Source organism: Streptomyces sp. NPDC054849 (genome assembly GCF_053610945.1).
Map to the genome: position 1 here is coordinate 1 of NZ_JBSGZI010000067.1, position 21870 is coordinate 21870.

Annotated in this window: 18 protein-coding genes; 13 read left to right on the forward strand and 5 right to left on the reverse strand. The window is 73.0% G+C overall.

Annotation, left to right across the window (positions count from 1 at the left end):
• Positions 1-191: 191 nt before the first annotated feature.
• Both ACWGIF_RS25335 and ACWGIF_RS25340 read left to right on the forward strand, forming a co-directional pair.
• On the forward strand, positions 192-1217 hold the full coding sequence (locus ACWGIF_RS25335; RefSeq protein WP_453500793.1) for a hypothetical protein: 1026 nt from the start codon (positions 192-194) through the stop codon (positions 1215-1217).
• Positions 1199-2038, forward strand: a complete 840-nt coding sequence (locus tag ACWGIF_RS25340) for a tetratricopeptide repeat protein (RefSeq protein WP_453500794.1) — start codon at positions 1199-1201, stop codon at positions 2036-2038. Before ACWGIF_RS25335 ends, ACWGIF_RS25340 begins: the two co-directional genes overlap by 19 nt.
• A 68-nt stretch (positions 2039-2106) precedes the next feature.
• Here ACWGIF_RS25340 and ACWGIF_RS25345 read toward each other — a convergent pair whose 3' ends face one another.
• Positions 2107-3387, reverse strand: a complete 1281-nt coding sequence (locus tag ACWGIF_RS25345; RefSeq protein WP_453500795.1) for a DUF1015 family protein — start codon at positions 3385-3387, stop codon at positions 2107-2109.
• A gap of 84 nt (positions 3388-3471) precedes the next feature.
• Between ACWGIF_RS25345 and ACWGIF_RS25350 the strand changes: the two genes are divergently transcribed.
• The 4 genes from ACWGIF_RS25350 to ACWGIF_RS25365 are packed head-to-tail and all read left to right on the forward strand — an operon-like array spanning position 3472 to position 7617.
• On the forward strand, positions 3472-4554 hold the full coding sequence (locus ACWGIF_RS25350) for an HAD-IIA family hydrolase (protein WP_453500796.1): 1083 nt from the start codon (positions 3472-3474) through the stop codon (positions 4552-4554).
• A gap of 50 nt (positions 4555-4604) precedes the next feature.
• On the forward strand, positions 4605-5672 hold the full coding sequence (locus ACWGIF_RS25355) for a FecCD family ABC transporter permease (protein ID WP_453500797.1): 1068 nt from the start codon (positions 4605-4607) through the stop codon (positions 5670-5672).
• 20 nt (positions 5673-5692) lie between these two features.
• The gene (locus ACWGIF_RS25360; protein WP_453500828.1) at positions 5693-6760 is read left to right on the forward strand and encodes a FecCD family ABC transporter permease; all 1068 of its coding nucleotides are present in this window, start codon (positions 5693-5695) and stop codon (positions 6758-6760) included.
• Complete coding sequence (locus tag ACWGIF_RS25365) at positions 6757-7617, forward strand: ABC transporter ATP-binding protein (protein ID WP_453500798.1); 861 nt, start codon at positions 6757-6759, stop codon at positions 7615-7617. The genes ACWGIF_RS25360 and ACWGIF_RS25365 overlap by 4 nt, the downstream gene beginning before the upstream one ends.
• Before the next feature lie 240 nt (positions 7618-7857).
• Here ACWGIF_RS25365 and ACWGIF_RS25370 read toward each other — a convergent pair whose 3' ends face one another.
• Positions 7858-8205, reverse strand: coding sequence for an SCP2 sterol-binding domain-containing protein (locus tag ACWGIF_RS25370; protein ID WP_453500829.1), 348 nt, complete (start codon positions 8203-8205; stop codon positions 7858-7860).
• Between the two features lie 64 nt (positions 8206-8269).
• Here ACWGIF_RS25370 and ACWGIF_RS25375 point away from each other — a divergent pair, with 64 nt between their 5' ends.
• The 5 genes from ACWGIF_RS25375 to ACWGIF_RS25395 all read left to right on the forward strand — a co-directional run bounded on the left by ACWGIF_RS25375 (position 8270) and on the right by ACWGIF_RS25395 (position 13650).
• The gene (locus ACWGIF_RS25375; RefSeq protein ID WP_453500799.1) at positions 8270-8560 is read left to right on the forward strand and encodes a hypothetical protein; all 291 of its coding nucleotides are present in this window, start codon (positions 8270-8272) and stop codon (positions 8558-8560) included.
• Positions 8561-8567: 7 nt separating this feature from the next.
• Entirely contained in the window at positions 8568-9383 is an 816-nt protein-coding gene (locus tag ACWGIF_RS25380; protein WP_453500800.1) for a TlyA family RNA methyltransferase, read from the forward strand.
• Positions 9380-10324, forward strand: a complete 945-nt coding sequence (locus tag ACWGIF_RS25385) for an NAD kinase (protein WP_453500801.1) — start codon at positions 9380-9382, stop codon at positions 10322-10324. The genes ACWGIF_RS25380 and ACWGIF_RS25385 overlap by 4 nt, the downstream gene beginning before the upstream one ends.
• 82 nt (positions 10325-10406) lie before the next feature.
• On the forward strand, positions 10407-12131 hold the full coding sequence (gene recN, locus ACWGIF_RS25390) for a DNA repair protein RecN (RefSeq protein ID WP_453500830.1): 1725 nt from the start codon (positions 10407-10409) through the stop codon (positions 12129-12131).
• A gap of 397 nt (positions 12132-12528) precedes the next feature.
• Positions 12529-13650 (forward strand): glycosyltransferase family 4 protein, encoded by a 1122-nt coding sequence (locus ACWGIF_RS25395; RefSeq protein ID WP_453500802.1) that lies wholly within the window; start codon positions 12529-12531, stop codon positions 13648-13650.
• A gap of 119 nt (positions 13651-13769) precedes the next feature.
• Here the strand turns inward: ACWGIF_RS25395 and ACWGIF_RS25400 are convergent, their stop codons facing one another.
• From ACWGIF_RS25400 to ACWGIF_RS25410, 3 genes are all read right to left on the reverse strand, one after another.
• On the reverse strand, positions 13770-15401 hold the full coding sequence (locus ACWGIF_RS25400; RefSeq protein ID WP_453500803.1) for a PucR family transcriptional regulator: 1632 nt from the start codon (positions 15399-15401) through the stop codon (positions 13770-13772).
• A gap of 156 nt (positions 15402-15557) precedes the next feature.
• Complete coding sequence (locus ACWGIF_RS25405; RefSeq protein ID WP_453500804.1) at positions 15558-16940, reverse strand: FAD-binding protein; 1383 nt, start codon at positions 16938-16940, stop codon at positions 15558-15560.
• A gap of 124 nt (positions 16941-17064) precedes the next feature.
• On the reverse strand, positions 17065-18876 hold the full coding sequence (locus ACWGIF_RS25410; protein WP_453500831.1) for a glycoside hydrolase family 15 protein: 1812 nt from the start codon (positions 18874-18876) through the stop codon (positions 17065-17067).
• A gap of 464 nt (positions 18877-19340) precedes the next feature.
• On the opposite strand from ACWGIF_RS25410, the gene ACWGIF_RS25415 reads away from it, so the two are divergent.
• Both ACWGIF_RS25415 and ACWGIF_RS25420 read left to right on the forward strand, forming a co-directional pair.
• Entirely contained in the window at positions 19341-20993 is a 1653-nt protein-coding gene (locus ACWGIF_RS25415; RefSeq protein WP_453500805.1) for a CTP synthase, read from the forward strand.
• A gap of 80 nt (positions 20994-21073) precedes the next feature.
• Positions 21074-21712 carry an NUDIX domain-containing protein gene (locus tag ACWGIF_RS25420; protein ID WP_453500806.1) on the forward strand — a complete coding sequence of 213 codons (639 nt, stop codon included), beginning with the start codon at positions 21074-21076 and terminating at the stop codon, positions 21710-21712.
• Positions 21713-21870 lie beyond the last annotated feature (158 nt).

The window sequence follows — 21870 nt, forward strand, 5'->3', positions numbered from 1 at the left end:
ACGCTGGACCAAGGGTCCTTTTTTGTTTGCACCTTTTTACGCCGAAGCGCGGCCATGGGTTGGTTGCGCGAGAATGACTAGCGGTACCCCGAAGACAGGAGTCACACCCATGTCCAACTCTCCCGACGATCGTCCGGAGCGCGAGCCTCGGCGCAACGACGGCGGTGACAGGGGCGGCTACCGCGGGGGCCGTGACGACCGTGGTGGCGACCGTCCGCCGTTCCGTCGTGACGACCGTGGTGGTCGCCCGGCCGGTAGCGGTGGCGGCGGTTTCCGTCGTGACGACCGTGGTGGTCGCCCGGCCGGTGGCGGTGGCGGCGGTTTCCGCCGTGACGACCGCGGTGGCGACCGCCCCAGCTACCCGCGCCGTGACGACGACCGTGGTGGCCGTCCCTCCGGCGGTGCCGGCGGCGGTGGCGGCGGTTTCCGCCGCGACGACCGCGGTGGCGACCGTCCGAGCTTCCCGCGTCGTGATGACCGCGGTGGTGACCGTCCCACTGGTGGTGGCGGCGGTTTCCGCCGTGACGACCGTGGTGACCGTCCTACCGGTGGTGGCGGCGGTTTCCGCCGTGATGACCGTGGTGGCGACCGTCCGTCCTACCCGCGTCGTGACGACCGTGGCGGTGACCGTCCGTCGTACCCGCGTCGGGACGACGAGCGCGGTGGCTTCCGCGGCGGCCGTGACGACCGTGGTGGCGACCGTCCGTCCTACCCGCGTCGTGATGACCGTGGCGGGGAGCGTCCGTCGTATCCGCGTCGTGATGACCGTGGTGACCGTGGTGACCGTCCTACCGGTGGTGGCGGCGGTTTCCGCCGTGATGACCGTGGTGGCGACCGTCCGTCCTACCCGCGTCGTGACGACCGCGGGGGTGACCGTCCCACCGGTGGTGGCGGCGGCTTCCGCCGTGACGACCGCGGGGGCGACCGTCCGTCGTACCCGCGTCGGGACGACGAGCGCGGTGGCTTCCGCGGCGGCCGTGACGACCGTGGTGGCGACCGCCCGTCCTACCCCCGCCGTGACGATCGCGGTGGCGACCGCGGCGGGTTCCGTGGCGGCCGTGACGATCGGGGTGGTGACCGTGGTGGCTACCGTGGTCGCGATGACCGTGGCGGCGACCGTGACTTCCGCTCCGACCGTGACCCGGTCAAGCGGCTTCCGATCGACGACGACGTCACCGGCCTCGAGATCGATGCCGATGTGCGCCAGGAGCTGCTGAGCCTGCCCAAGGGTCTGGCCGAAGAAGTCTCCAAGAACCTGGTCATGGTCGCCCGGCTGATCGACGACGAGCCCGAGCAGGCGTACGCGTACTCGCGCATCGCCCTGCGGCTGGCCTCCCGCGTCGCCGCCGTCCGCGAGGCCGCCGGCTTCGCCGCGTACGCCACGCAGAAGTACAGCGAGGCCCTCGCGGAGTTCCGTGCCGCCAAGCGCATGACCGGCTCGGTCGAGCTGTGGCCGGTCATGGCCGACTGCGAGCGCGGCCTCGGCCGTCCGGAGCGGGCGCTGGCCATGGCCGGTGAGCCGGAGGTACAGAAGCTGGACAAGGCCGGTCAGGTCGAGATGCGTCTCGTCGCGGCCGGTGCCCGGCGGGATCAGGGGCAGCTCGAAGCGGCCATCGTGACCCTGCAGAGCCCGGAGCTGGCGTCCAGCTCCATCCAGCCCTGGACCGCACGCCTGCGGTACGCCTACGCCGACGCCCTGCTGGCGGCCGGTCGTGAGGACGAGGCGCGCGAGTGGTTCGCCAAGACCCTCGAAGCGGACAAGGACGGGGCCACCGACGCCTCCGACCGCCTCGCCGAGCTCGACGGCGTCGAGTTCGTCGACGCCGCCGTCGACCTGTCCGACATCGACCTCGCTGAGGACGAGGACGAGGACGAGGCCGAGGGTGAGGACGCGGCGGAGATCGCCGCGGCCGAGCGCGCCACCGACGTCGCCGAGTACTACGACGAGGACGACGAGGAGTACGAGCCGCTGGAGCAGTCCGAGGCCGACGCCGACGTCGAGGACGACGAGCCGGACACGGGCCGCGACAAGGCCTGAGGCACGGTGAAGTGAACGAAGGGCGGTACCCCGGTCGGGGTACCGCCCTTCGTCATGTCCGGAGCAGGTCAGTCCAGGCCGCGCAGGACCAGGCCGGTCGCCGGCTTCGGGCCGAAGGAGGTGGACTTGCGGGGCATGGTGACGCCCTGGCGGGCCAGGTCCCGTACGACTTCCTCCCGTACGGGGTGCAGCAGGACGGCGGTCCCCCCATGGCGTTCGGCCATCTCTACGGTGGACGCTGCGTCGTGGATGTACGTGATCTGGTCCGGGGCGTCCGGGACGTGCCAGAGGGCGTCGAGCAGCGTCTCGTGCAGGACGGTGGCGTCCAGCCGGCGCCAGGCCTCGGGGCGGTCGTGCCGGACCGTGCGGTCGAGGAGGGCCAGGTCGGGATCGGTGACCAGGTGGAAGGTGCCGTCGCCGGTGATCAGGAAGGCGTTGCCGCGTTCCGCGGCGTCCGCGAGGGTGTCCAGGGCGAGTGGAAGCGGCCCGTCGACCGGGCGGATCCGGAAGTGGCCGCCGAGGGCGGCGAGGGCGTCGGCGACCGGGAGGCGGCGCAGCATCCGGTGGATGGCGCGGACCTGGAGCGGGTAGCGGGCGGTGTCCACGAGGAGGACCAGGCCGAAGTCCCATGCGGTGGGAGCGGTGGGAGAGGAGTGCTCCTCCTGGAGGCGCAGGTAGGTCGCCCAGCGGTGGTGGCCGTCGGCGATGAGGGCCTGGCGGTGGCTGAGATCGGCCGTGACGGTGGCGAGCTCGTCCGGGTCCGTGATGGCCCAGAGGCGGTGCTGGAAGCCGTCCTCGGTGGTCGTCGACAGGAGGGGAGCGCGCCGGGAGGTCCGCTCGACGACCGCTGCCGCCCCCGCACCCGGGTCCTCGCCCCGGTAGGTGAGGAGGAGGGGTTCGAGGTTCGCGGAGGTCGCCCGCATCAGGCCGGCCCGGTCGGTGACCACGTCCGGCATGACGTCCTCGTGGGGCAGGACGATGCCGGCGTCGGCGGTGGACAGGGCGAGTGCGCCGATGACACCGCGCTGGAGCAGACCGGCCCGGCGCTGCTCGTACACGTAGAGCGCGGGCTCGGGGTCGGCACTGAGGATGCCCTCGGCGAGCCAGTCGTGCAGGGTGCGCGCGGCCTGTTCGTTGCGTGCGGCCGGGGTGCCCGCCTGAGGGAGGATCAGGCGGACGATGTTGTGCGGGTCGGCGGATTCGAGGTGGTCGACTCCGTCGGGGCGCACGACCACGTCGTACGGCGGCGAGGTGACGGCGGCGAGGCTGCCGACACGTTCCGGGACGTAGCGCAGGCCATGGAACGGGATCAGACGCAACCCGTGGTCCGCGGTGCCAGATGTGGTCATTGGTGCATGGTAATTCGCGTCTCGTCATGCGGGATGATCGGGGCAGACGGAATCGGACAAGATCGACAGTGAGGAGCGGCAAGGATGACCCGGCAGATCAGGACCAGTCCCGCGGCGTGTGAGCAGAGTCTGCACCAGGCGTACGACACCGCTCTGCTGGACCTGGACGGAGTGGTGTACGCGGGCGGCGAGGCCATCGCTCACGCGGTGGAGTCCCTCGCCTCGGCTCGGGCCGACGGGATGCACCTCGCGTACGTCACGAACAACGCGCTGCGGACCCCGGACGCGGTCGCCGAGCACCTGGGCGAGCTGGGCATCCCGACGGAGGCGGGCGAGGTGATCACCTCCGCGCAGGCGGTGGCGCGGCTGATCGCGGAGCAGGTCGCGCCGGGGGCCAAAGTGCTGGTGATCGGCGGGGAGGGGCTGCGGGTCGCGTTGCGCGAGCGGGGCCTCGTGCCGGTGGAGTCGGCCGACGAGGAGGGCCTCGCGGCGGTCGTCCAGGGGTACGGCGGGCCCGACCTGGCGTGGGGGCGGTTCGCGGAGGCCTCGTACGCGATCAACCGCGGAGTGCCGTGGTTCGCGTCGAACACCGACCTGACGATCCCGGGGGCGCGGGGGATCGCGCCGGGCAACGGGGCCGCGGTGGAGGTCGTACGGATCGCCACGGGCGCGGAGCCGCAGGTGGCGGGCAAGCCCCTGCCCCCGATGCACCGGGAGACGGTGCTGCGGACCGGGGCGAAGCGGCCGCTCGTGGTCGGGGACCGGCTGGACACCGACATCGAGGGCGCCTTCAACGGGGAGGTGGACTCGCTGCTGGTGCTGACCGGGGTGACGGACGCGGAGCAGCTGCTGCGGGCCGAGCCGCGGCACCGGCCGACGTACGTGGACCGGGACCTGCGCGGGCTGCTGGCCGGGCAGCCGGAGGTGCAGCCGGTCGAGGACGGCTTCGGCTGCGGCGGCTGGACGGCGGTCGCGCTGAACAGCGGTGTGCTCGAACTGCGCGAGGCGGCCGCGGGAGGCCGGGACGGCGGGGAAGGCGCGGAAGGCGGGGTGGACGTCGATCCGGTCGACGGTCTGCGCGCGCTGTGTGCGGCGGCCTGGACGGCCGCCGGGGACGGCGTCTGCACGCTGGACGCGGCGAAGGCGCTGGCCAGGCTGGGTCTTTAGGGTCACCCAGGGGGCCTGTGCGAGCCGGAGGGTAGGCTAACCTAACCTGCGTGTTGGTCAAGAGTCCCCCTGAACCCGAACGGAGCGCGGCGCCCGAGCAGGGCGCCGACGCCGCCGTGGTCCGCCCGCGCCATGCCGTGCGCGCCGCCGGTCTGCTCGCCGCCCTCGGGGTGCTGGCACTGATCGCGGTCGTGAGCGTCGCCGTGGGCGCCAAGCCGATGCCCCTGGACGAGGTCTGGCACGGCCTGTTCGCCTACGCGGGGACACCCTCCGACGTGGTGGTGCGGGACCTGCGGGTCCCGCGCACGATCCTCGGCCTGATGGTCGGGCTCGGACTCGGCCTGTCCGGTGCCGTGATGCAGGCGCTGACCCGCAACCCGCTGGCCGAGCCCGGCATCCTCGGCGTCAACGCCGGCGCCGCGGCCGCCGTGGTCTCCGCGATCAGCTTCTTCGGCGCGCGTTCGTTGAGCGAGTTCGTGTGGTGGGCCTTCCTCGGCGCCGCCGTCGTCTCGGTCGTCGTGTACGTGCTCGGCGGCAGCCGCAGCGCGACGCCGGTGCGCCTCGCACTCGCCGGTACGGCGGCCAGCGCCGCCCTCGTCGGTTACATCAACGCGGTGCAGTTGATGGACAGCAAGGCGCTGGACAAGCTGCGCTTCTGGACGGTGGGCTCGCTGGCCTCGGCCAACATGGACACCGTCCGCCAGGTGGCCCCCTTCCTGCTCGTCGGCGCGGTGCTCGCGCTGACGCTCGGCCGGCCGCTCAACGCGATGGCCATGGGCGACGACACGGCGCGCGCGCTCGGCGCCCACCTGACGTGGACGCGCATCGGCGCCATGATCGCCGTCACGCTGCTGTGCGGTGCGGCGACCGCCGCGTGCGGGCCCATCGTCTTCATCGGGCTGATGATCCCGCACCTCGTCCGGGCGTTCACCGGTCCCGACATGCGCTGGGTGCTCGCGTACTCCGCGGTCCTGTCGCCCGTCCTGCTGCTCGGCGCCGACGTCGTCGGACGGGTCGTCACCCGGCCCGCCGAGCTGCAGGTCGGCGTGGTCACCGCGCTCATCGGCGGCCCCGTCTTCATCTACCTGGTTCGGCGCAAGAGGATGGCCCAGCTGTGACCACGACCACGACCGCGGCCGTGACCACGACCGACACACCCCGCACGCGCCGGTCGGGGCCCCGTCCGCTGCACCTGCCCGGCGGGGTCTCGCTGCGCGTCGAGCGGCGCGCCCTGGCCGTCGGGGTCCTGCTCACCGCCGTGGCGTTCGCGCTCGCCGTCGTGCTGATCGGCACCGGCGACTTCCAGATCGCACCGTGGGACGTCGTACAGACCCTGCTGGGCAACGGCACCCCCGCCAACGAATTCATCGTCAACGACCTGCGGCTGCCGCGGGTCCTGGTCGCCCTGCTCGTCGGCGCCGCCCTCGGGATGGCCGGAGCCGTCTTCCAGTCCGTCTCCCGCAACCCGCTCGGCTCCCCGGACCTGCTGGGCTTCGGGTACGGCTCGGTGGTCGGCGCGCTCGTCGTCATCATCCTGTTCAAGGGCGACGCCACCGCGGTGGCCGTCGGGGCACTGGCCGGCGGCCTGCTCGCCGGAGTCGTCGTCTACCTGCTGGCGTACAAGCAGGGCATCCAGGGCTACCGGCTGGTCCTGGTCGGCATCGGCGCCTCCGCCATGCTCATCGCCGTGATCCAGTACCTGATCACCAAGGCCCAGATGATCGAGGCCACCCGCGCCATGGTGTGGCTCACCGGCTCGCTGGCCGGCCGGGACTGGGCGCAGGTGTGGCCGCTGCTCGCGGTCTGCGCGGTGCTCTTCCCGCTGGTCCTCGGGCAGGGCCGGGCCCTGCGGATGATGGAGATGGGCGACGACGCCGCGTACGCCCTCGGGGTACGGGTGGAGCGCACCCGGCTGCTGCTGATGCTCGCGGCGATCCTGCTCACCACCGCGGCGAGCGCCGCGGCCGGGCCCATCAGCTTCGTCGCGCTGGCCGCGCCGCAGCTGGCCCGGCGGCTGACCCGCTCGCCCGGCGGGAACCTGCTGGGCGCCGCGCTGATGGGCGCGGTGCTGCTGATGGCGTCCGACTGGGCCTCGCAGCGGGCCTTCGGCGCCGACCAGCTGCCGGTGGGCGTGGTCACCGGGCTCGTCGGCGGTGTCTACCTCCTCTGGCTGCTCGTCACCGAGCGCAAGGCCGGACGTATATGACCGCGACCGACCGGGCCGCGACGCATCAAGAACTGAGGAGTACGCAAGTGCAGCGGCTGACCGCGGAGAACGTGACCCTCGGCTACGACCAGCGGGTCATCGCCGAGAACCTGTCGGTGGAGATCCCCGACAACTCCTTCACGGTGATCGTCGGCCCCAACGCGTGCGGCAAGTCCACGCTGCTGCGGGCCCTGTCGCGGATGCTGAAGCCGTCCGCCGGGCGGGTTCTGCTGGACGGGCAGGCCATCGGGACGATGCCGGCGAAGAAGGTCGCGAAGACGCTGGGCCTGCTCCCGCAGTCCTCGATCGCGCCGGACGGCATCACGGTGGCCGACCTGGTCTCGCGCGGCCGCTACCCGCATCAGGGGCTGCTGCGGCAGTGGTCGGCCGAGGACGAGCGGGTCGTGAACGAGTCGATGGCCTCGACCGGGGTCGCCGAGCTCGCCGACCGGGCCGTGGACGAGCTGTCGGGCGGGCAGCGGCAGCGGGTGTGGATCGCGATGGCGCTGGCCCAGCAGACGCCGCTGCTGCTGCTCGACGAGCCGACGACGTACCTGGACATCCAGCACCAGATCGACGTGCTGGACCTCTGCGCCGAGCTGCACGAGGAGCAGGGGCGGACCCTGGTCGCGGTGCTGCACGACCTCAACCACGCCGCGCGCTACGCCACGCACCTGATCGCGATGCGGGGCGGGCGGGTCGTCGCGGAGGGGCCGCCGGCCGAGGTGGTCACCGCGGAGCTGGTGGAGACGGTGTTCGGGCTGCGCTGCCAGATCATCGACGATCCCGAGACGGGGACGCCGTTGGTGATTCCGGCGGCGCGGAGGGCTCGGGCGGGGGCGGGGGCCGCGGTGTAGTGGGGCGCGGGGCCGCGGCGGGGACGCTGCCCCGCGCCTGCCGGCGGGGCTGGATCCGCCCGGCGGTGAAAGACCGGGGCTCCGCCCCGGACCTCGCGCCTCGAACGCCGGCGAGGCCGGAATCGACCGGCGGGCGTGAAAGACCGGGCTCCGCCCCGGACCTCGCGCCTCGAACGCCGGCGAGGCTGGGATGGGCCGGCGAGGCCGGAATCGACCGGCGAGGCTGGGATGGGACGGCGGCTACAGGAGGGATTTCAGGCGGAGGAGGTCGCGGAGCCCGGCTTCCAGTTTTACCCGGCCGGTGGCCCAGGCCTTGGCGAACTTCAGCTCGCCCGCCACCAGCGCGACCAGGTCGTCGCCGGTCATCGCGAGGCGGATCTCGGCCTTTGCGGCCGGCGGGCCCGGGGCGAGCGCGTCCACCCGGATCCGGCCTGCGTCGAGGCGGCCCGTGAACGTCTGGTCCAGGTCCGTGATGTGGCAGCTCAGGGAGCGGTCGAGTGCGGCCGCGCCGCGCACGTCGCCTTCGGCCCGTGCGAGGTTGCCGGAGAGGTGGTCGAGTGCTTCGCGGCACTCCTGGATCGTAGCCATCGTGATCACGACCGTACCGCAGAGCCGTACGTGGTCGCGGGGCGCTTCGCGGTAGCGTCGGGGCATGACCGACGAAGCTGCCGAGACCCGGGCCGAAGCCGAGGCCGAAGCCGAGGGCGGAGCCGAGGCCGAGGCGGAGGCCGGAGCCGCCGCCCGGCCCGTGGCGCTGGGCGTCGCCCGCACGCCCACCGGGCACGCCGCAGTGGACGCACACCTGGCGCGGCTGGCGGACGCGGACCACCTCGCGGCGGACGGACACGCCGAGGTGTACGAGGATGTCCACAGGGGGCTGCGCGAGGCGCTGACCGCGCTGGACGCACCGCCCGTCCCTGGTCCGTACGAAAACAGGAGCTGAACCGAACGTGGCAGGAGTGGCACGCCGCCGCCTGGACGCCGAACTGGTACGCCGCAGCATGGCCCGCTCGCGCGAGCACGCCGCGCAGCTGATCGCCGCGGGCCGGGTGACCGTGGGCGGCACCACCGCGACCAAGGCCGCCACCCAGGTCGAGACCAGTGCGGCCCTCGTGGTCCTCAAGGACGACAGCGACCCCGACTACGTCTCCCGCGGCGGCCACAAGCTCGCGGGCGCACTGGCGGCCTTCCAGCCGCAGGGGCTGCGCGTCGAGGGCCGCCGGGCGCTCGACGCCGGCGCCTCCACCGGAGGATTCACCGACGTGCTGCTGCGGGCGGGCGTGGCCCACGTCGTGGCCGTCGACGTCGGCTACGGGCAGCTCGCCTGGTCGCTGCAGAGCGACGACCGGGTCACCGTCAAGGACCGGACGAACGTCCGTGAGCTGACGGTCGAGCAGATCGACGGGCTTCCCGTCGACCTGGTCGTCGGTGATCTGTCCTTCATCTCCATCGGGCTGGTACTGCCCGCGCTCGTACGGTGCTGCGCGCCGGACGCGGACCTGGTGCTGATGGTCAAGCCGCAGTTCGAGGTCGGCAAGGACCGGCTGGGCAGCGGCGGGGTGGTGCGCAGCCCGGAGCTGAGGGCCGAGGCCGTGCGCGAGGTCGCGGCGCAGGCGGCGAAGCTGGGGCTGGGGGTCGTAGGGGTGACCGCGAGCCCGCTGCCGGGCCCGTCGGGGAACGTCGAGTACTTTCTGTGGCTGCGGGCGGGGGCACCGGCACTCGACCCGGCGGATGTTGACCGAGCAGTGGCGGAGGGGCCGCAGTGACAGATTCATCGGGGGAACGCACCGTCTTCCTGCTCGCGCACACCGGACGGCCGGCGGCCATCCGCAGTGCCGAGCTGGTCGTGAAGGGCCTGCTGCGGTGCGGGCTGGGCGTACGCGTCTTCACGCACGAGGCGGTGGACCTGCCCCTGCCGCCCGAGGTGGAGCTGGTCACCGAGTCCGCGCCGGACGTGCTCGACGGGTGTGAGCTGCTGATCGTGCTGGGCGGGGACGGCACCCTGCTGCGCGGTGCGGAGTTCGCGCGCGCCTCGGGGGTGCCGATGCTGGGCGTCAACCTGGGCCGGGTCGGCTTCCTCGCCGAGGCCGAGCGCGACGACCTGGACAAGGTCGTGGACCGGGTGGTGGCGCGCTCGTACGAGGTCGAGGAGCGGATGACCCTCGACGTGATCGTGCGCACCAACGGCGACGTGGTCCACCGGGACTGGGCGCTGAACGAGGCCGCCGTCCAGAAGGTGTCGCCGGAGCGGATGCTGGAGGTGGTCCTGGAGATCGACGGGCGCCCGGTGACCGGCTTCGGCTGTGACGGGATCGTGTGCGCGACGCCGACGGGTTCGACGGCCTACGCCTTCTCCGCGGGCGGGCCGGTGGTCTGGCCGGAGGTGGAGGCGCTGCTGATGGTTCCGATCAGCGCGCACGCGCTGTTCGCGAAGCCGCTGGTGACGTCGCCGGACTCGGTGCTGGCGGTGGAAGTGCAGAACGGCACCCCGCACGGGGTGCTGTGGTGCGACGGTCGCCGCATGCTGGAGCTGCCGGCCGGAGCCAGGGTGGAAGTCCGGCGGGGGGCCGTTCCCGTGCGGCTCGCCCGGCTGCACCACGCGTCCTTCACGGACCGGCTCGTCGCCAAGTTCGCGCTGCCGGTGTCGGGTTGGCGCGGGGCGCCCCACGAGGACCGTGCCGGGGAGGCGGCCCCGCCGCCTCAATAGCACATCCGTTCGGAGAACTCGGGGCGGGTGACGTCACATGGCACCGGTGAAACCTCGGTATCGTCGTCCCGTGCTTGAGGAGATGCGGATACGGTCGCTCGGGGTCATCGACGACGCGGTGGTCGAGCTGTCGCCCGGTTTCACCGCGGTGACCGGCGAGACCGGCGCGGGCAAGACGATGGTCGTCACCAGCCTCGGGCTGCTGCTCGGCGGTCGCGCCGACCCGGCCCTGGTACGGATCGGCGCCAAGGCGGCGGTGGTCGAGGGCCGCATCGTGATGCGCCCGGACGCCCCCGCTGCGGTACGCGCCGAGGAGGCCGGCGCCGAGCTCGACGACGGCGCCCTGCTGATCAGCCGGACCGTGTCCGCCGAGGGGCGTTCGCGCGCCCACGTCGGCGGCCGCTCCGTACCCGTCGGCCTGCTCGCCGAGCTCGCGGACGACCTGGTCGCCGTACACGGGCAGACCGACCAGCAGGGGCTGCTGCGCCCGGCCCGGCAGCGGCAGGCCCTCGACCGGTACGCCGGGGACGCCGTCGCCGTCCCGCTGGAGAAGTACGGCTCTGCCTACCGCCGGCTCCGCGCGGTCGCCGTCGAGCTGGAGGAGATCACCACCCGGGCCCGGGAGCGGGCCCAGGAGGCCGACCTGCTGCGCTTCGGGCTGGAGGAGATCGCGGCCGTGGAACCGGTGGCCGGCGAGGACACCGGACTGGCGGCGGAGGCCGAGCGGCTCGGGCACGCCGAATCGCTGGCCTCGGCGGCCCAGGTGGCGCACGCCGCGCTCGCGGGCAACCCCGAGGACCCGGAGGCCATCGACGCGAACATGCTCGTCGCCGGCGCCCACCGGGCGCTGGAATCCGTACGGTCGCACGACCCGGCGCTCGGCTCTCTCGCCGAGCGGATCGGGGAGCTGGGCATCCTGCTGTCCGACGTGGCCGGGGAGCTGGCGGGCTACGCCGACGACCTGGACGCCGATCCGCTGCGCCTGGCCGCGGTGGAGGAGCGGCGGGCGGCCCTGACCCAGCTGACGCGCAAGTACGGCTCCGAGGGCACCGTTGACGCCGTACTGGAGTGGGCCGAGCAGGGCGCGGCGCGGCTGCTGGAGCTGGACGGCGACGACGAGCGGATCACCGAGCTGACCGCCGAGCGGGACGGACTGCGCTCCGAACTGTCCCTGCTGGCCCAGGCGTTGACGGACGCACGGGTGGAGGCCGCGACCCGCTTCGCCTCCGCGGTGACGGAGGAGCTGGCCTCGCTGGCGATGCCGCACGCCCGCGTGACGATCGACGTCCGCCAGACCGAGGACCCCGACGGCGTGGAAGTGGACGGCCGCCCGGTCGCCTACGGCCCGTCCGGCGCGGACGAGGTCGAACTGCTGCTGGCCCCGCACCCCGGGGCCCAGCCGCGGCCGATCGCCAAGGGCGCCTCGGGCGGTGAGCTGTCCCGGGTGATGCTGGCCGTCGAGGTCGTCTTCGCGGGCTCCGACCCGGTGCCCACTTACCTTTTCGACGAGGTGGACGCGGGAGTCGGCGGCAAGGCGGCGGTCGAGGTGGGCCGGCGGCTGGCGAAGCTGGCCAAGTCGGCGCAGGTCGTGGTCGTCACGCACCTGCCGCAGGTGGCGGCCTTCGCGGACCGGCAGCTGCTGGTCGAGAAGACCAGCGACGGCTCGGTCACCCGCAGCGGGGTCACCGTCCTGGAGGGCGAGGACCGCATCCGCGAGCTCTCGCGCATGCTGGCCGGCCACGAGGACTCGGCCTCGGCGCGTGCGCACGCCGAGGAGCTGCTGGCCGCGGCGCGCGCGGACGGCTGAGACGACACGTGCGAGGCAGGACCGGGACGTACGGCGTTCCGGGCCCTTCGCCGTGTCCGCGCGTCGGTGGGCACAGTCGCCGGGGTGTCGCGGCATCAGGCCGTCTCTTTCGGATCTTGCCGGTTGAGCCCGCGGCGTCTGGTGCGGTGCATCGCAAGGCGGAGCGTCGCAGCTCGTACTCGTCGTACTCGCGCGACGCGACAACGCGGCGAGGTGCCGTGCCAGGCGTCGCGGGTCAGGCAAGATCCGGAAGAGCCGGCCTAGTCCGTGTGGGTGAGGAATGAGGGGTGTCCGGCGGTATCTCGTACGGGATCCGCACCCGTATGGTCCCGGAACGCGCGTGCGGACTGGCATCCTTGGCGTCGACTATGACTCCCTCACCCTGGAGCTTCGGCCCGTGAGCAGCTCCCCGGTCTCCACCACCGTCCCGGCCCAGCCCTACGGAAGGCAGCCGCTGCGCACCGTCCAGGTACTCGGCGGCGCCGGCGCGGGCAGCAGCGCCCACGTACGGTCGCTCGCGACCGGACTCGCCGCGCGCGGAGTCCGGGTCACGGTGTGCGCGCCCGTGCAGGCCGAGGGGGAGTACGACTTCACCGGCGCCGGGGCGCAGTTCGCGCCCGACGCGGTGAGCGTGCTGCGGGCCGCGTGCGCCGGAGCCGACGTCGTGCACGCGCACGGCGTGCGGGCCGGGATGCGGGCCGCGGTGGCCATGCGGGGGCGCCGGGTGCCGCTGGTGGTGAGCTGGCACGGCGACGGCCCGACGGCCGCCGGTGCGCTCGGGCGGCTGAGCCGGATGCTCGAACGGCACGTGGCGCGGGCCGCGGCGGTGGTGCTCGGGGCCTCCTCGAACCAGGTCGACCACGCGCGGCGGCGCGGCGCCAGGGACGCACGGCTGGCACCCGTGGCGGTCCCGGCGGTCCCTGGAGGCCTGGAGGCGGCCGTGGATCCCGGCAAGGTCCGGGCGGAACTGGGCGTGGTGGAGCGGCCGTTGCTGATCGCCGTCGGGAGCCTGGTGCCGCACCGGGGGTACTCCGTACTGCTCGACGCGGCACGGGAGTGGCGGACGCTGGAACCCGCACCGCTGCTTGTGATCGCCGGTGAAGGGCCGCTACGGGCCGAACTGTCCCGGCGGATCGAGACCGAGGGGCTCCCGGTACGGCTGCTGGGACGCCGCCGGGACGCGGCGCAGCTGCTGGCCGCGGCGGACCTGGCGGTGCTGCCGAGCCGGTGGGAGGCGCGGGCGCTGCCGGCGCAGGAGGCGCTGCGGGCGGGGGTGCCGCTGGTGGCCACGGCGGTGGGGGCCGTGCCGGAGCTGGTGGGTGAGGGGGCGGTGCTGGTGCCGTGTGGCGACGCGGGGGCGCTGGCCGCCGCGGTGACCGGGTTGCTGGCCGATCCGGAGCGGCGGGGTGCGCTGGCCGCGGCGGGGCGGGCGCAGGCTGCGACGTGGCCGTCGGAGGACGACACGGTCGCGCAGGTCCTGTCCGTCTACGACGAGTTGATGGAACGCCGGCGGCCGTAGCACGGGCCACTGCCGGCTGCCCTGCCCCGATCCCGCGCCTGACACGCCGTCGGGGCCGAACGATCGGGGCTCCGCCCGCGGGTGCGGAGCGCCGTAGGGGATCCGGGGGCGGAGCCCCGTCAGGGAGCGGACGGCGTGGTCGTGTGACGGCGGGCGCGGAGGGCCAGGCTCAGGGAGAGCACCGTTTCGGGGTCGTCCAGGTCCGTGCCCAGGAGCTCCGAGATGCGGGCCAGGCGGTTGTAGAGGGTCTGGCGGTTCAGGTGGAGTTCGCGGGCCGTCTCCGCCTTGCGGCCCGCGTGGGCCAGGTACGTCTCCAGCGTGGGCAGCAGCGGCGGCCGTGAGGCCGTGTCGTGGACGCGCAGCGGGCCGATCGCGCGGTCCACGAACGCCGCCAGGTCGGGGTGTTCGCGCAGCCGCCACAGGAGGAGGTCGATGTCCAGCCTCCTCGCGTCGTACCAGGGCCGGGCGGGCAGGCCGTGCGCCGCCGTGGCGGTCTCCGCGGCGTGGCGCAGGCCCGCCGAGGCGGCCGCCCAGCCGCCCGCGACACCGACGACCACGGCCGGCGGGGCGGCCGCACGGTCCAGGCCCGCGCGTTCGACGCCCGCCCGCAGTGCGGCCGCGACCCGGTCCGCCACCGCCGTGCGCTCCGACTCGGCCCGCAGGGACACGAGCAGGGGGACGCGGCCTTCCACCGGTCGGACGCCCAGCAGGACCGGGACCCCGACGGACGACAGCTCCTCCAGGACCGCACGGGCGAGGACCGCCCAGTTCCCGGACGGGCCGAGGTCAGTGGACAGCCGCATCACCACCGGCAGCAGCGGACCCCCGCCCGGCTTGAAGCCCAGGACGCGGGCCTGCGCCGGGGCGTCTTCCGCCGAGATGCGGCCCTCCGCCAGGTCGGTCAGGAAGTCGCCGCGGCCGCGGGCCGCCAGCTCCTCCTCCTGCCGTGCCTGCATCAGGACGACGGCCAGCACGCCGGCCGTGCGCTCGGCCGCCATCTTGTGCACCGGGAGCAGTGGGGACGAGACCCCGACGAGGACGACCCGGGCCCGGACCGAGCCCGTGCCGTGGCCCCCGCCCGGTACGTCGACCACCACCGTGTTCGCCGAGGGCTCGGCCTCACGCTGGCCCCGAAGGCCTTCCCAGACCTGAAGCGGGTCCGCGCCGGCATCCCCGGCCGAGCTGCCGGCCGCGTACAGCAACTGCCCGTCCGGGGTCTCCAGGAAGACGGGGTTGCCCGTGAAGTCGGCCAGGATCCGCAGCACCTGCGGGATGCCGCCGCCGCCCAACAGGGCCTCCGTGCAGCGCCGGTGGACCTCCTCGGCCCGCTGCAGCAGCGCGTAGTGGTGGTTGACGATCTCGGTGTGGACCTCCTCCGTCACCGTGACGAAGGGGACCTCGCGGTGGAGCTGGACCAGGGGCAGACCCGCCGAGCGCGCCGTCTCCACGATCGTCGCCGGCAGCCGCGTGAAGCGCGGGCCCAGCTCGACCACCAGCGCGGCGATCCCCCGGTCGGCGAGGCGGCGTACGAAGGCACGCTGCTCGGCGGGCCGCGTGCCGAGGCCGAGGCCGGTGGTCAGCAGCAGCTCGCCGCCCTTGAGCAGGGAGGCGATGTTCGGCACCTCGCCCGCGTGCACCCAGCGGACTGTCCGGCCCAGGCGGTCGGCGCAGGCCATCACCTCCGGCAGCCCGCTGCGCAGCCCCGGCAGCTCCAGTGCCCGCTGAACCGTGATCCCGCCCTGGTTTTCCATATCGCGGGACGGTACCGGGCGGCCTGCTCCGATCACATCACTCCCCCCTCAGGGGGCCCTCGTGCCCCCGTCCGGCCGACGACCCGCCGCCCGGAAAGGGAGATGATCGGACCATCTGTCGGCCGTGGCGTGCGTCATGGGGAGGCCGGTACCCGCTCAGGCGGGCTGGATGTTGTGGTTGAACCGGAAGACGTTGTCGGGGTCGTACCGGCGCTTCAGCGCGCCCAGCCGCTGCATGTTCTCGTCGCCGAGGCCCGAGACCACCCGGTCGCGGCCCTCGTCCCCGGTGAAGTTGAGGTAGACCGCGCCGGTGCTCCACGGCTGGACGTCGGTACGGACGTCCTTGACCCACTGCCGGCACCGGTCGTCGTCGGCCTCGTCCTCCCAGATCCCGAACGGGTGCACCGCCCAGGGTGCGTCGCGGTACGGCACGGGATAATCCGCCGGTCCGGAGGCGATGGCGCCGCCCTGGGGGAAGACCAGGTGCTGGGTGCCGGTCGGCACCGGCATGGACTCGGCGCGGGCGCAGAAGACGTCCACGAACGCGTCCGGGGCACTGCTGAGGTACTCCGCCGACCAGTAGTTCCGCATGCCGGGCGGGTCGTCGATCATGCACTGCAGCTCGGCGTAGGGGATGGCCGTGACGATCTCGGACTCGTGCGGGATCGCCAGCAGGGGCGCGGCCAGTCTGCGCATCTCCTCCTCGGGGCCCGCATACGTCAGCAGGGCGCCGGCCAGCAGCAGGCCGACCAGGTGCGGCGGGACGAACTCCTCGGGCGGGCCGGTCACGTAGAGGGCGGCGCCGGAGGCCTCCGGTGGTGCGGCCTCGATGACGTCCCGGTACGTACGGACCACCTCGGGCCCGCGCTCCGGCAGGTACAGCAGGAACGCGATCGACATGGCGGGCAGTTCGTGCAGCCGCAGGGTCAGGGAGGTGGCGATGCCGAAGTTCCCGCCGCCGCCGTGCAGCCCCCAGAACAGCTCCGGATGGTCCTCCGCGGTCGCGTGGACCATCTCGCCCTCGGCGGTGACCAGGTCCACGCCCAGCAGGTTGTCCACCGCCAGGCCGAACTTCCGGTCGAGCCAGCCGCTGCCGCCGCCCAGCACGTAGCCGCCCACGCCGGTGGTCGAGGCCCGCCCGCCGGTGGTCGCCAGCGCGTACGGCTCGCAGGCGCGGTCCAGGTGGCTCATCGTGGCCCCGCCCTGGATATGCGCGGCCCTGGCCGCCGGGTGGACCGTCACCTCGTGCATCCGGCGCAGGTCCACGACGAGACCGCCGTCGTTGAGGGACATCCCGGCCACGCTGTGCCCGCCGCCGCGCACGGCGATCTTCAGGTCCAGGTCCCGCGCGAAACGCACGGCGGTCACCACGTCCTCGGCGCTCTCGCACTGGGCGATGACGGCCGGCCTGCGGTCGATCATCGCGTTGAAGAGGGTCCGGGCCCCGTCGTAGCCCGGATCCTCCGGAGTGAACACGTCGCCGGACAGATCCTCGCGGAGCGCGGTCAGCGCCGCGCCCGCCTTCGAGTGGGGATCCATGGCTGCCCCTTCCACCGGAGGGAGGGCATCGGACCCTTCCAGCGTAGGCGGAGGGGATCACCGGGGCGCGGCGGGCCGGCCGCGCGTGCGCAGGCGGCCGGCCCCGGCGATCCGGACGGAGCGTCTAACCGCCGTACGCCCCACTGGCCGTCAGCCGCAGCGCCGTGTCGATCAGCGGAACGTGGCTGAAGGCCTGAGGGAAGTTCCCGACCTGCCGCTGGAGCCGGGGGTCCCACTCCTCCGCCAGGAGTCCCAGGTCGTTGCGCAGCGACAGCAGCCGCTCGAAGAGCCGCCGCGCCTCGTCCACCCGGCCGATCATCGCCAGGTCGTCGGCCATCCAGAACGAACAGGCGAGGAAGGCCCCCTCGTCGCCCTCCAGGCCGTCCACGCCGGCCTCCTGGCCCGCCGTCGGGTAGCGCAGGATGAAACCGTCGGGCGTGGACAGCTCGCGCTGGATCGCCTCGATGGTGCCGATGACCCGCTTGTCGTCCGGCGGGAGGAAGCCCATCTGCGGGATCAGCAGCAGGGAGGCGTCCAGCTCCCTCGACCCGTACGACTGGGTGAAGGTGTTGCGCTCCTTGTCGTAGCCCTTCTCGCACACGTCCTGGTGGATCTCGTCGCGCAGTTCGCGCCACCGCTCCAGCGGGCCGTCCGCGTCCCCGCTCTCGATCAGCTTGATCGTGCGGTCCACGGCCACCCAGGCCATCACCTTCGAGTGCACGAAGTGGCGGCGCGGGCCGCGCACCTCCCAGATGCCCTCGTCCGGCTGGTCCCAATGGGTCTCCAGGTAGCGGATCAGCTTGAGCTGGAGCAGCGAGGCGTAGTCGCTGCGGGCGAGGCCGGTCATGTGGCCCAGGTGCAGGGCCTCGGTGACCTCGCCGTACACGTCGAGCTGGAGCTGGCCCGCGGCGCCGTTGCCGACGCGGACGGGGCGGGAACCCTCGTAGCCCGGCAGCCAGTCCAGCTCGGTCTCGCCGAGTTCCCGCTCGCCCGCGATCCCGTACATGATCTGGAGGTTCTCCGGGTCGCCGGCCACCGCGCGCAGCAGCCACTCGCGCCATGCGCGGGCCTCCTCGCGGTAGCCGGTGCGCAGCAGCGAGGAGAGGGTGATGGCCGCGTCCCGCAACCAGGTGTAGCGGTAGTCCCAGTTGCGTACCCCGCCGATCTCCTCCGGGAGGGAGGTGGTCGGCGCGGCGACGATCCCGCCCGTGGGGCCGTACGTGAGCGCCTTGAGCGTGATCAGGGAGCGCACCACGGCCTCCCGGTAGGGCCCGTGGTAGGTGCACTGGTCGACCCACTCGCGCCAGAACTCGGCGGTCGACTCCAGGGCCGCCTCGGCGTCCGGGGCCTGCGGCGCGCCCTTGTGCGAGGGCTGCCAGCTGATGCTGAAGGCCCTGCGGTCGCCGGGTCCGACGGTGAAGTCGGAGTACGTCGTCAGGTCCTTGCCGTAGGTCTGCGCGTCGGTGTCCAGCCAGACCGAGTCGGGACCGGCGACGGCGACGGTCCGCCCGTCGACCTTGTGCACCCAGGGCACGACCCGCCCGTAGCTGAAGCGCATGCGCAGGGCCGAGCGCATCGGGACGCGCCCGCTGACGCCCTCCACGATGCGGATCAGCTGCGGCGCGTGATCCTCGCGGGGCGGCATGAAGTCGATCACGCGGACGGTACCGCGCGGGGTCTCCCACTCCGACTCCAGCACCAGCGACTCACCGCGGTAGCGGCGGCGGGTGGCACGCGGAGCCTCGGAGCCCGCCGGGAACGCCGGGCCGATCCGCCAGAACCCGTGATCCTCGGTGCCGAGAATGCTCGCGAACACGGCATGGGAGTCGAAGCGGGGCAGGCACAACCAGTCCACCGCCCCGTCCCGGCAGACCAACGCCGCGGTCTGCATGTCCCCGATCAGTGCGTAATCCTCGATGCGCCCGGACACGTGCATCTCCAGTCGAACGGCCACGTCCGCCCCGAAGGGCGCTTGCATTGCGCGGTTGAGCGGTCTCCTGTGTGCAGGGATCTCCGCGTTGAGCCCATGATTCCGTATATCGGCTCGGTTAGGCCGTCTGACGGACTGCCCGGCGGTGATGTGTGCAATATCCGAGCAGGATATGTCGGCACCCTAGTGATCTCCGTAAGCCGCGGGAGAATGGCGTTCGGCCGAACGGGTGAGCAGGCGGTACGCGGCCCCGGCGCACTTCGGCGCGCTCGCGGCGGGTGCCCGCGCCGCGTGGCCGGAGGCGGACCGGCCCGGGCGCTGATAGGCTGGTACCCCGTGGACCGGTGGTCTGCCTGTGCGAATCAGGCACCCCGAAACCGCAGCTTCGGCGCCCCCAGAGACCTTCCGGTTCGACGGTGGCCGGCGCCGGACGCACCTCACTTCGCGACCACGGGAGCCCCCTCTTGGCGATGCCGCCCAAATCCATGACGACCAAGCACATCTTCGTCACCGGGGGTGTCGCTTCCTCCCTCGGCAAGGGCCTCACGGCCTCCAGCCTGGGGGCGCTGCTGAAGGCGCGCGGTCTTCGGGTCACGATGCAGAAGCTCGACCCGTACCTGAACGTCGACCCCGGCACGATGAACCCGTTCCAGCACGGCGAGGTGTTCGTCACCAACGACGGCGCCGAGACCGACCTGGACATCGGCCACTACGAGCGCTTCCTGGACGTCGACCTCGACGGCTCGGCCAACGTCACCACCGGCCAGGTCTATTCGCAGGTCATCGCCAAGGAGCGGCGCGGCGAGTACCTCGGTGACACTGTGCAGGTCATCCCGCACATCACCAACGAGATCAAGCACCGCATCCGCCGCATGGCGACCGAGGACGTCGACGTCGTCATCACCGAGGTCGGCGGCACCGTCGGCGACATCGAGTCGCTGCCCTTCCTGGAGACCGTCCGCCAGGTCCGTCACGAGGTCGGCCGCGACAACGTCTTCGTCGTGCACATCTCGCTGCTGCCCTACATCGGCCCCTCCGGCGAGCTCAAGACCAAGCCGACCCAGCACTCGGTCGCGGCCCTGCGCAACATCGGCATCCAGCCCGACGCCATCGTGCTGCGCGCCGACCGCGACGTCCCCATCTCCATCAAGCGCAAGATCTCGCTGATGTGCGACGTGGACGAGGCCGCCGTGGTCGCGGCGATCGACGCCAAGTCGATCTACGACATCCCGAAGGTGCTGCACACCGAGGGCCTGGACGCGTACGTCGTCCGCAAGCTCGACCTGCCCTTCCGCGACGTCGACTGGACGGTGTGGGAGGACCTGCTCGACCGCGTCCACAACCCCGACCACGAGGTCAAGGTCGCGCTCGTCGGCAAGTACATCGACCTGCCCGACGCCTACCTGTCGGTGACCGAGGCGCTGCGCGCCGGCGGGTTCGCCAACAAGGCCCGGGTCCAGATCAAGTGGGTCGCCTCCGACGACTGCAAGACCCCGGCGGGCGCGGCGGCGCAGCTGGCCGACGTGGACGCGATCTGCGTGCCCGGCGGCTTCGGCGACCGCGGCGTCAACGGCAAGGTCGGCGCGATCACCTTCGCCCGCGAGAACAAGATCCCGCTGCTCGGCCTGTGCCTGGGTCTGCAGTGCGTGGTCATCGAGGCCGCGCGGAACCTGGCGGGCATCGAGGACGCGAACTCCACCGAGTTCGACGCCTCCACCCCGCACCCGGTCATCTCGACCATGGAGGAGCAGCTGGCCTTCGTCGAGGGCGCGGGCGACCTGGGCGGCACCATGCGCCTGGGCATGTACCCGGCGAAGCTCGCCGAGGGTTCCATCGTGCGCGAGGTCTACGGCGACCAGGCGTACGTGGACGAGCGCCACCGTCACCGCTACGAGGTCAACAACTCCTATCGGGGCGAGCTGGAGAAGAAGGCCGGTCTGGTCTTCTCCGGCACCTCCCCGGACAACAAGCTGGTCGAGTACGTCGAGTACCCGCGCGAGGTGCACCCCTACCTGGTGGCCACCCAGGCCCACCCGGAGCTGCGTTCGCGCCCGACGCGCCCGCACCCGCTCTTCGCGGGTCTGGTCAAGGCGGCCGTGGAGCGGCAGCAGTCCGCGAAGTGAGCGCCTGACCGCATAACGTAGACAGCCGGGGTACGGAGATCCGTATCCCGGCTGTCGCGTTTCTCGGGAAGGTACGGGTCATGACCAAGGGCAACGACATCGTGGACACTCCGGAGTCGTGGGAGGTCGTCGCCTCGCGCACTCCGTTCGAAGGTGCGAAGACATCCGTACGGTCGGACCAGGTCCGGATGCCGGACTCGGCGGTGGTCCGCCGTGACTACCAGGTGCACCCGGGTTCGGTGTGCGTGCTCGCCCTCGACGAGCAGCAGCGGGTGCTGATCCTGAAGCAGTTCCGCCACCCGGTGCGGCACCGGCTGTGGGAGCTGCCGGCGGGGCTGCTGGACGTGGTGGGGGAGAACCCGCTGCACGCGGCTCAGCGGGAGCTGTACGAGGAGGCGCACGTCAAGGCGGGGGACTGGCGGGTGCTGGCCGACTTCTTCTCCTCGCCGGGCGGGTCCGACGAGGCGGTCCGGGTCTTCTTGGCGCGGGACCTGGCGGAGGCGGAGGGGAAGCGGTTCGAGAGCTCCGACGAGGAGGCGGACATGGAGATCGCCCGTGTTCCCCTCGACGACCTGGTCCGCGGGGTCCTGGCGGGCGAGCTGGGCAATCCGGGGCTGGTGACGGGGGTGCTGGCCGTGTCCGCCGCGCTGGCGGGCGAGGGCCTCGACACCCTCCGCCCGGCTCTCGCGCCGTGGCCCGCCCGGCCGTACGAGGCGTAGCCGCCGGACGGGGCGCCGCCGCCGGGGGCCGGCCCCCGGTGAGGGGGTTCGGGGCCGGGCCCCACAGGGCGACGGACGGAGTCCGGCGCAGCGGAGCGCAGCCGCCGGGGCCGAGCCGGGCGAGCGGGGCGTGAAAAAAGGACCATCCGCTGATCCGA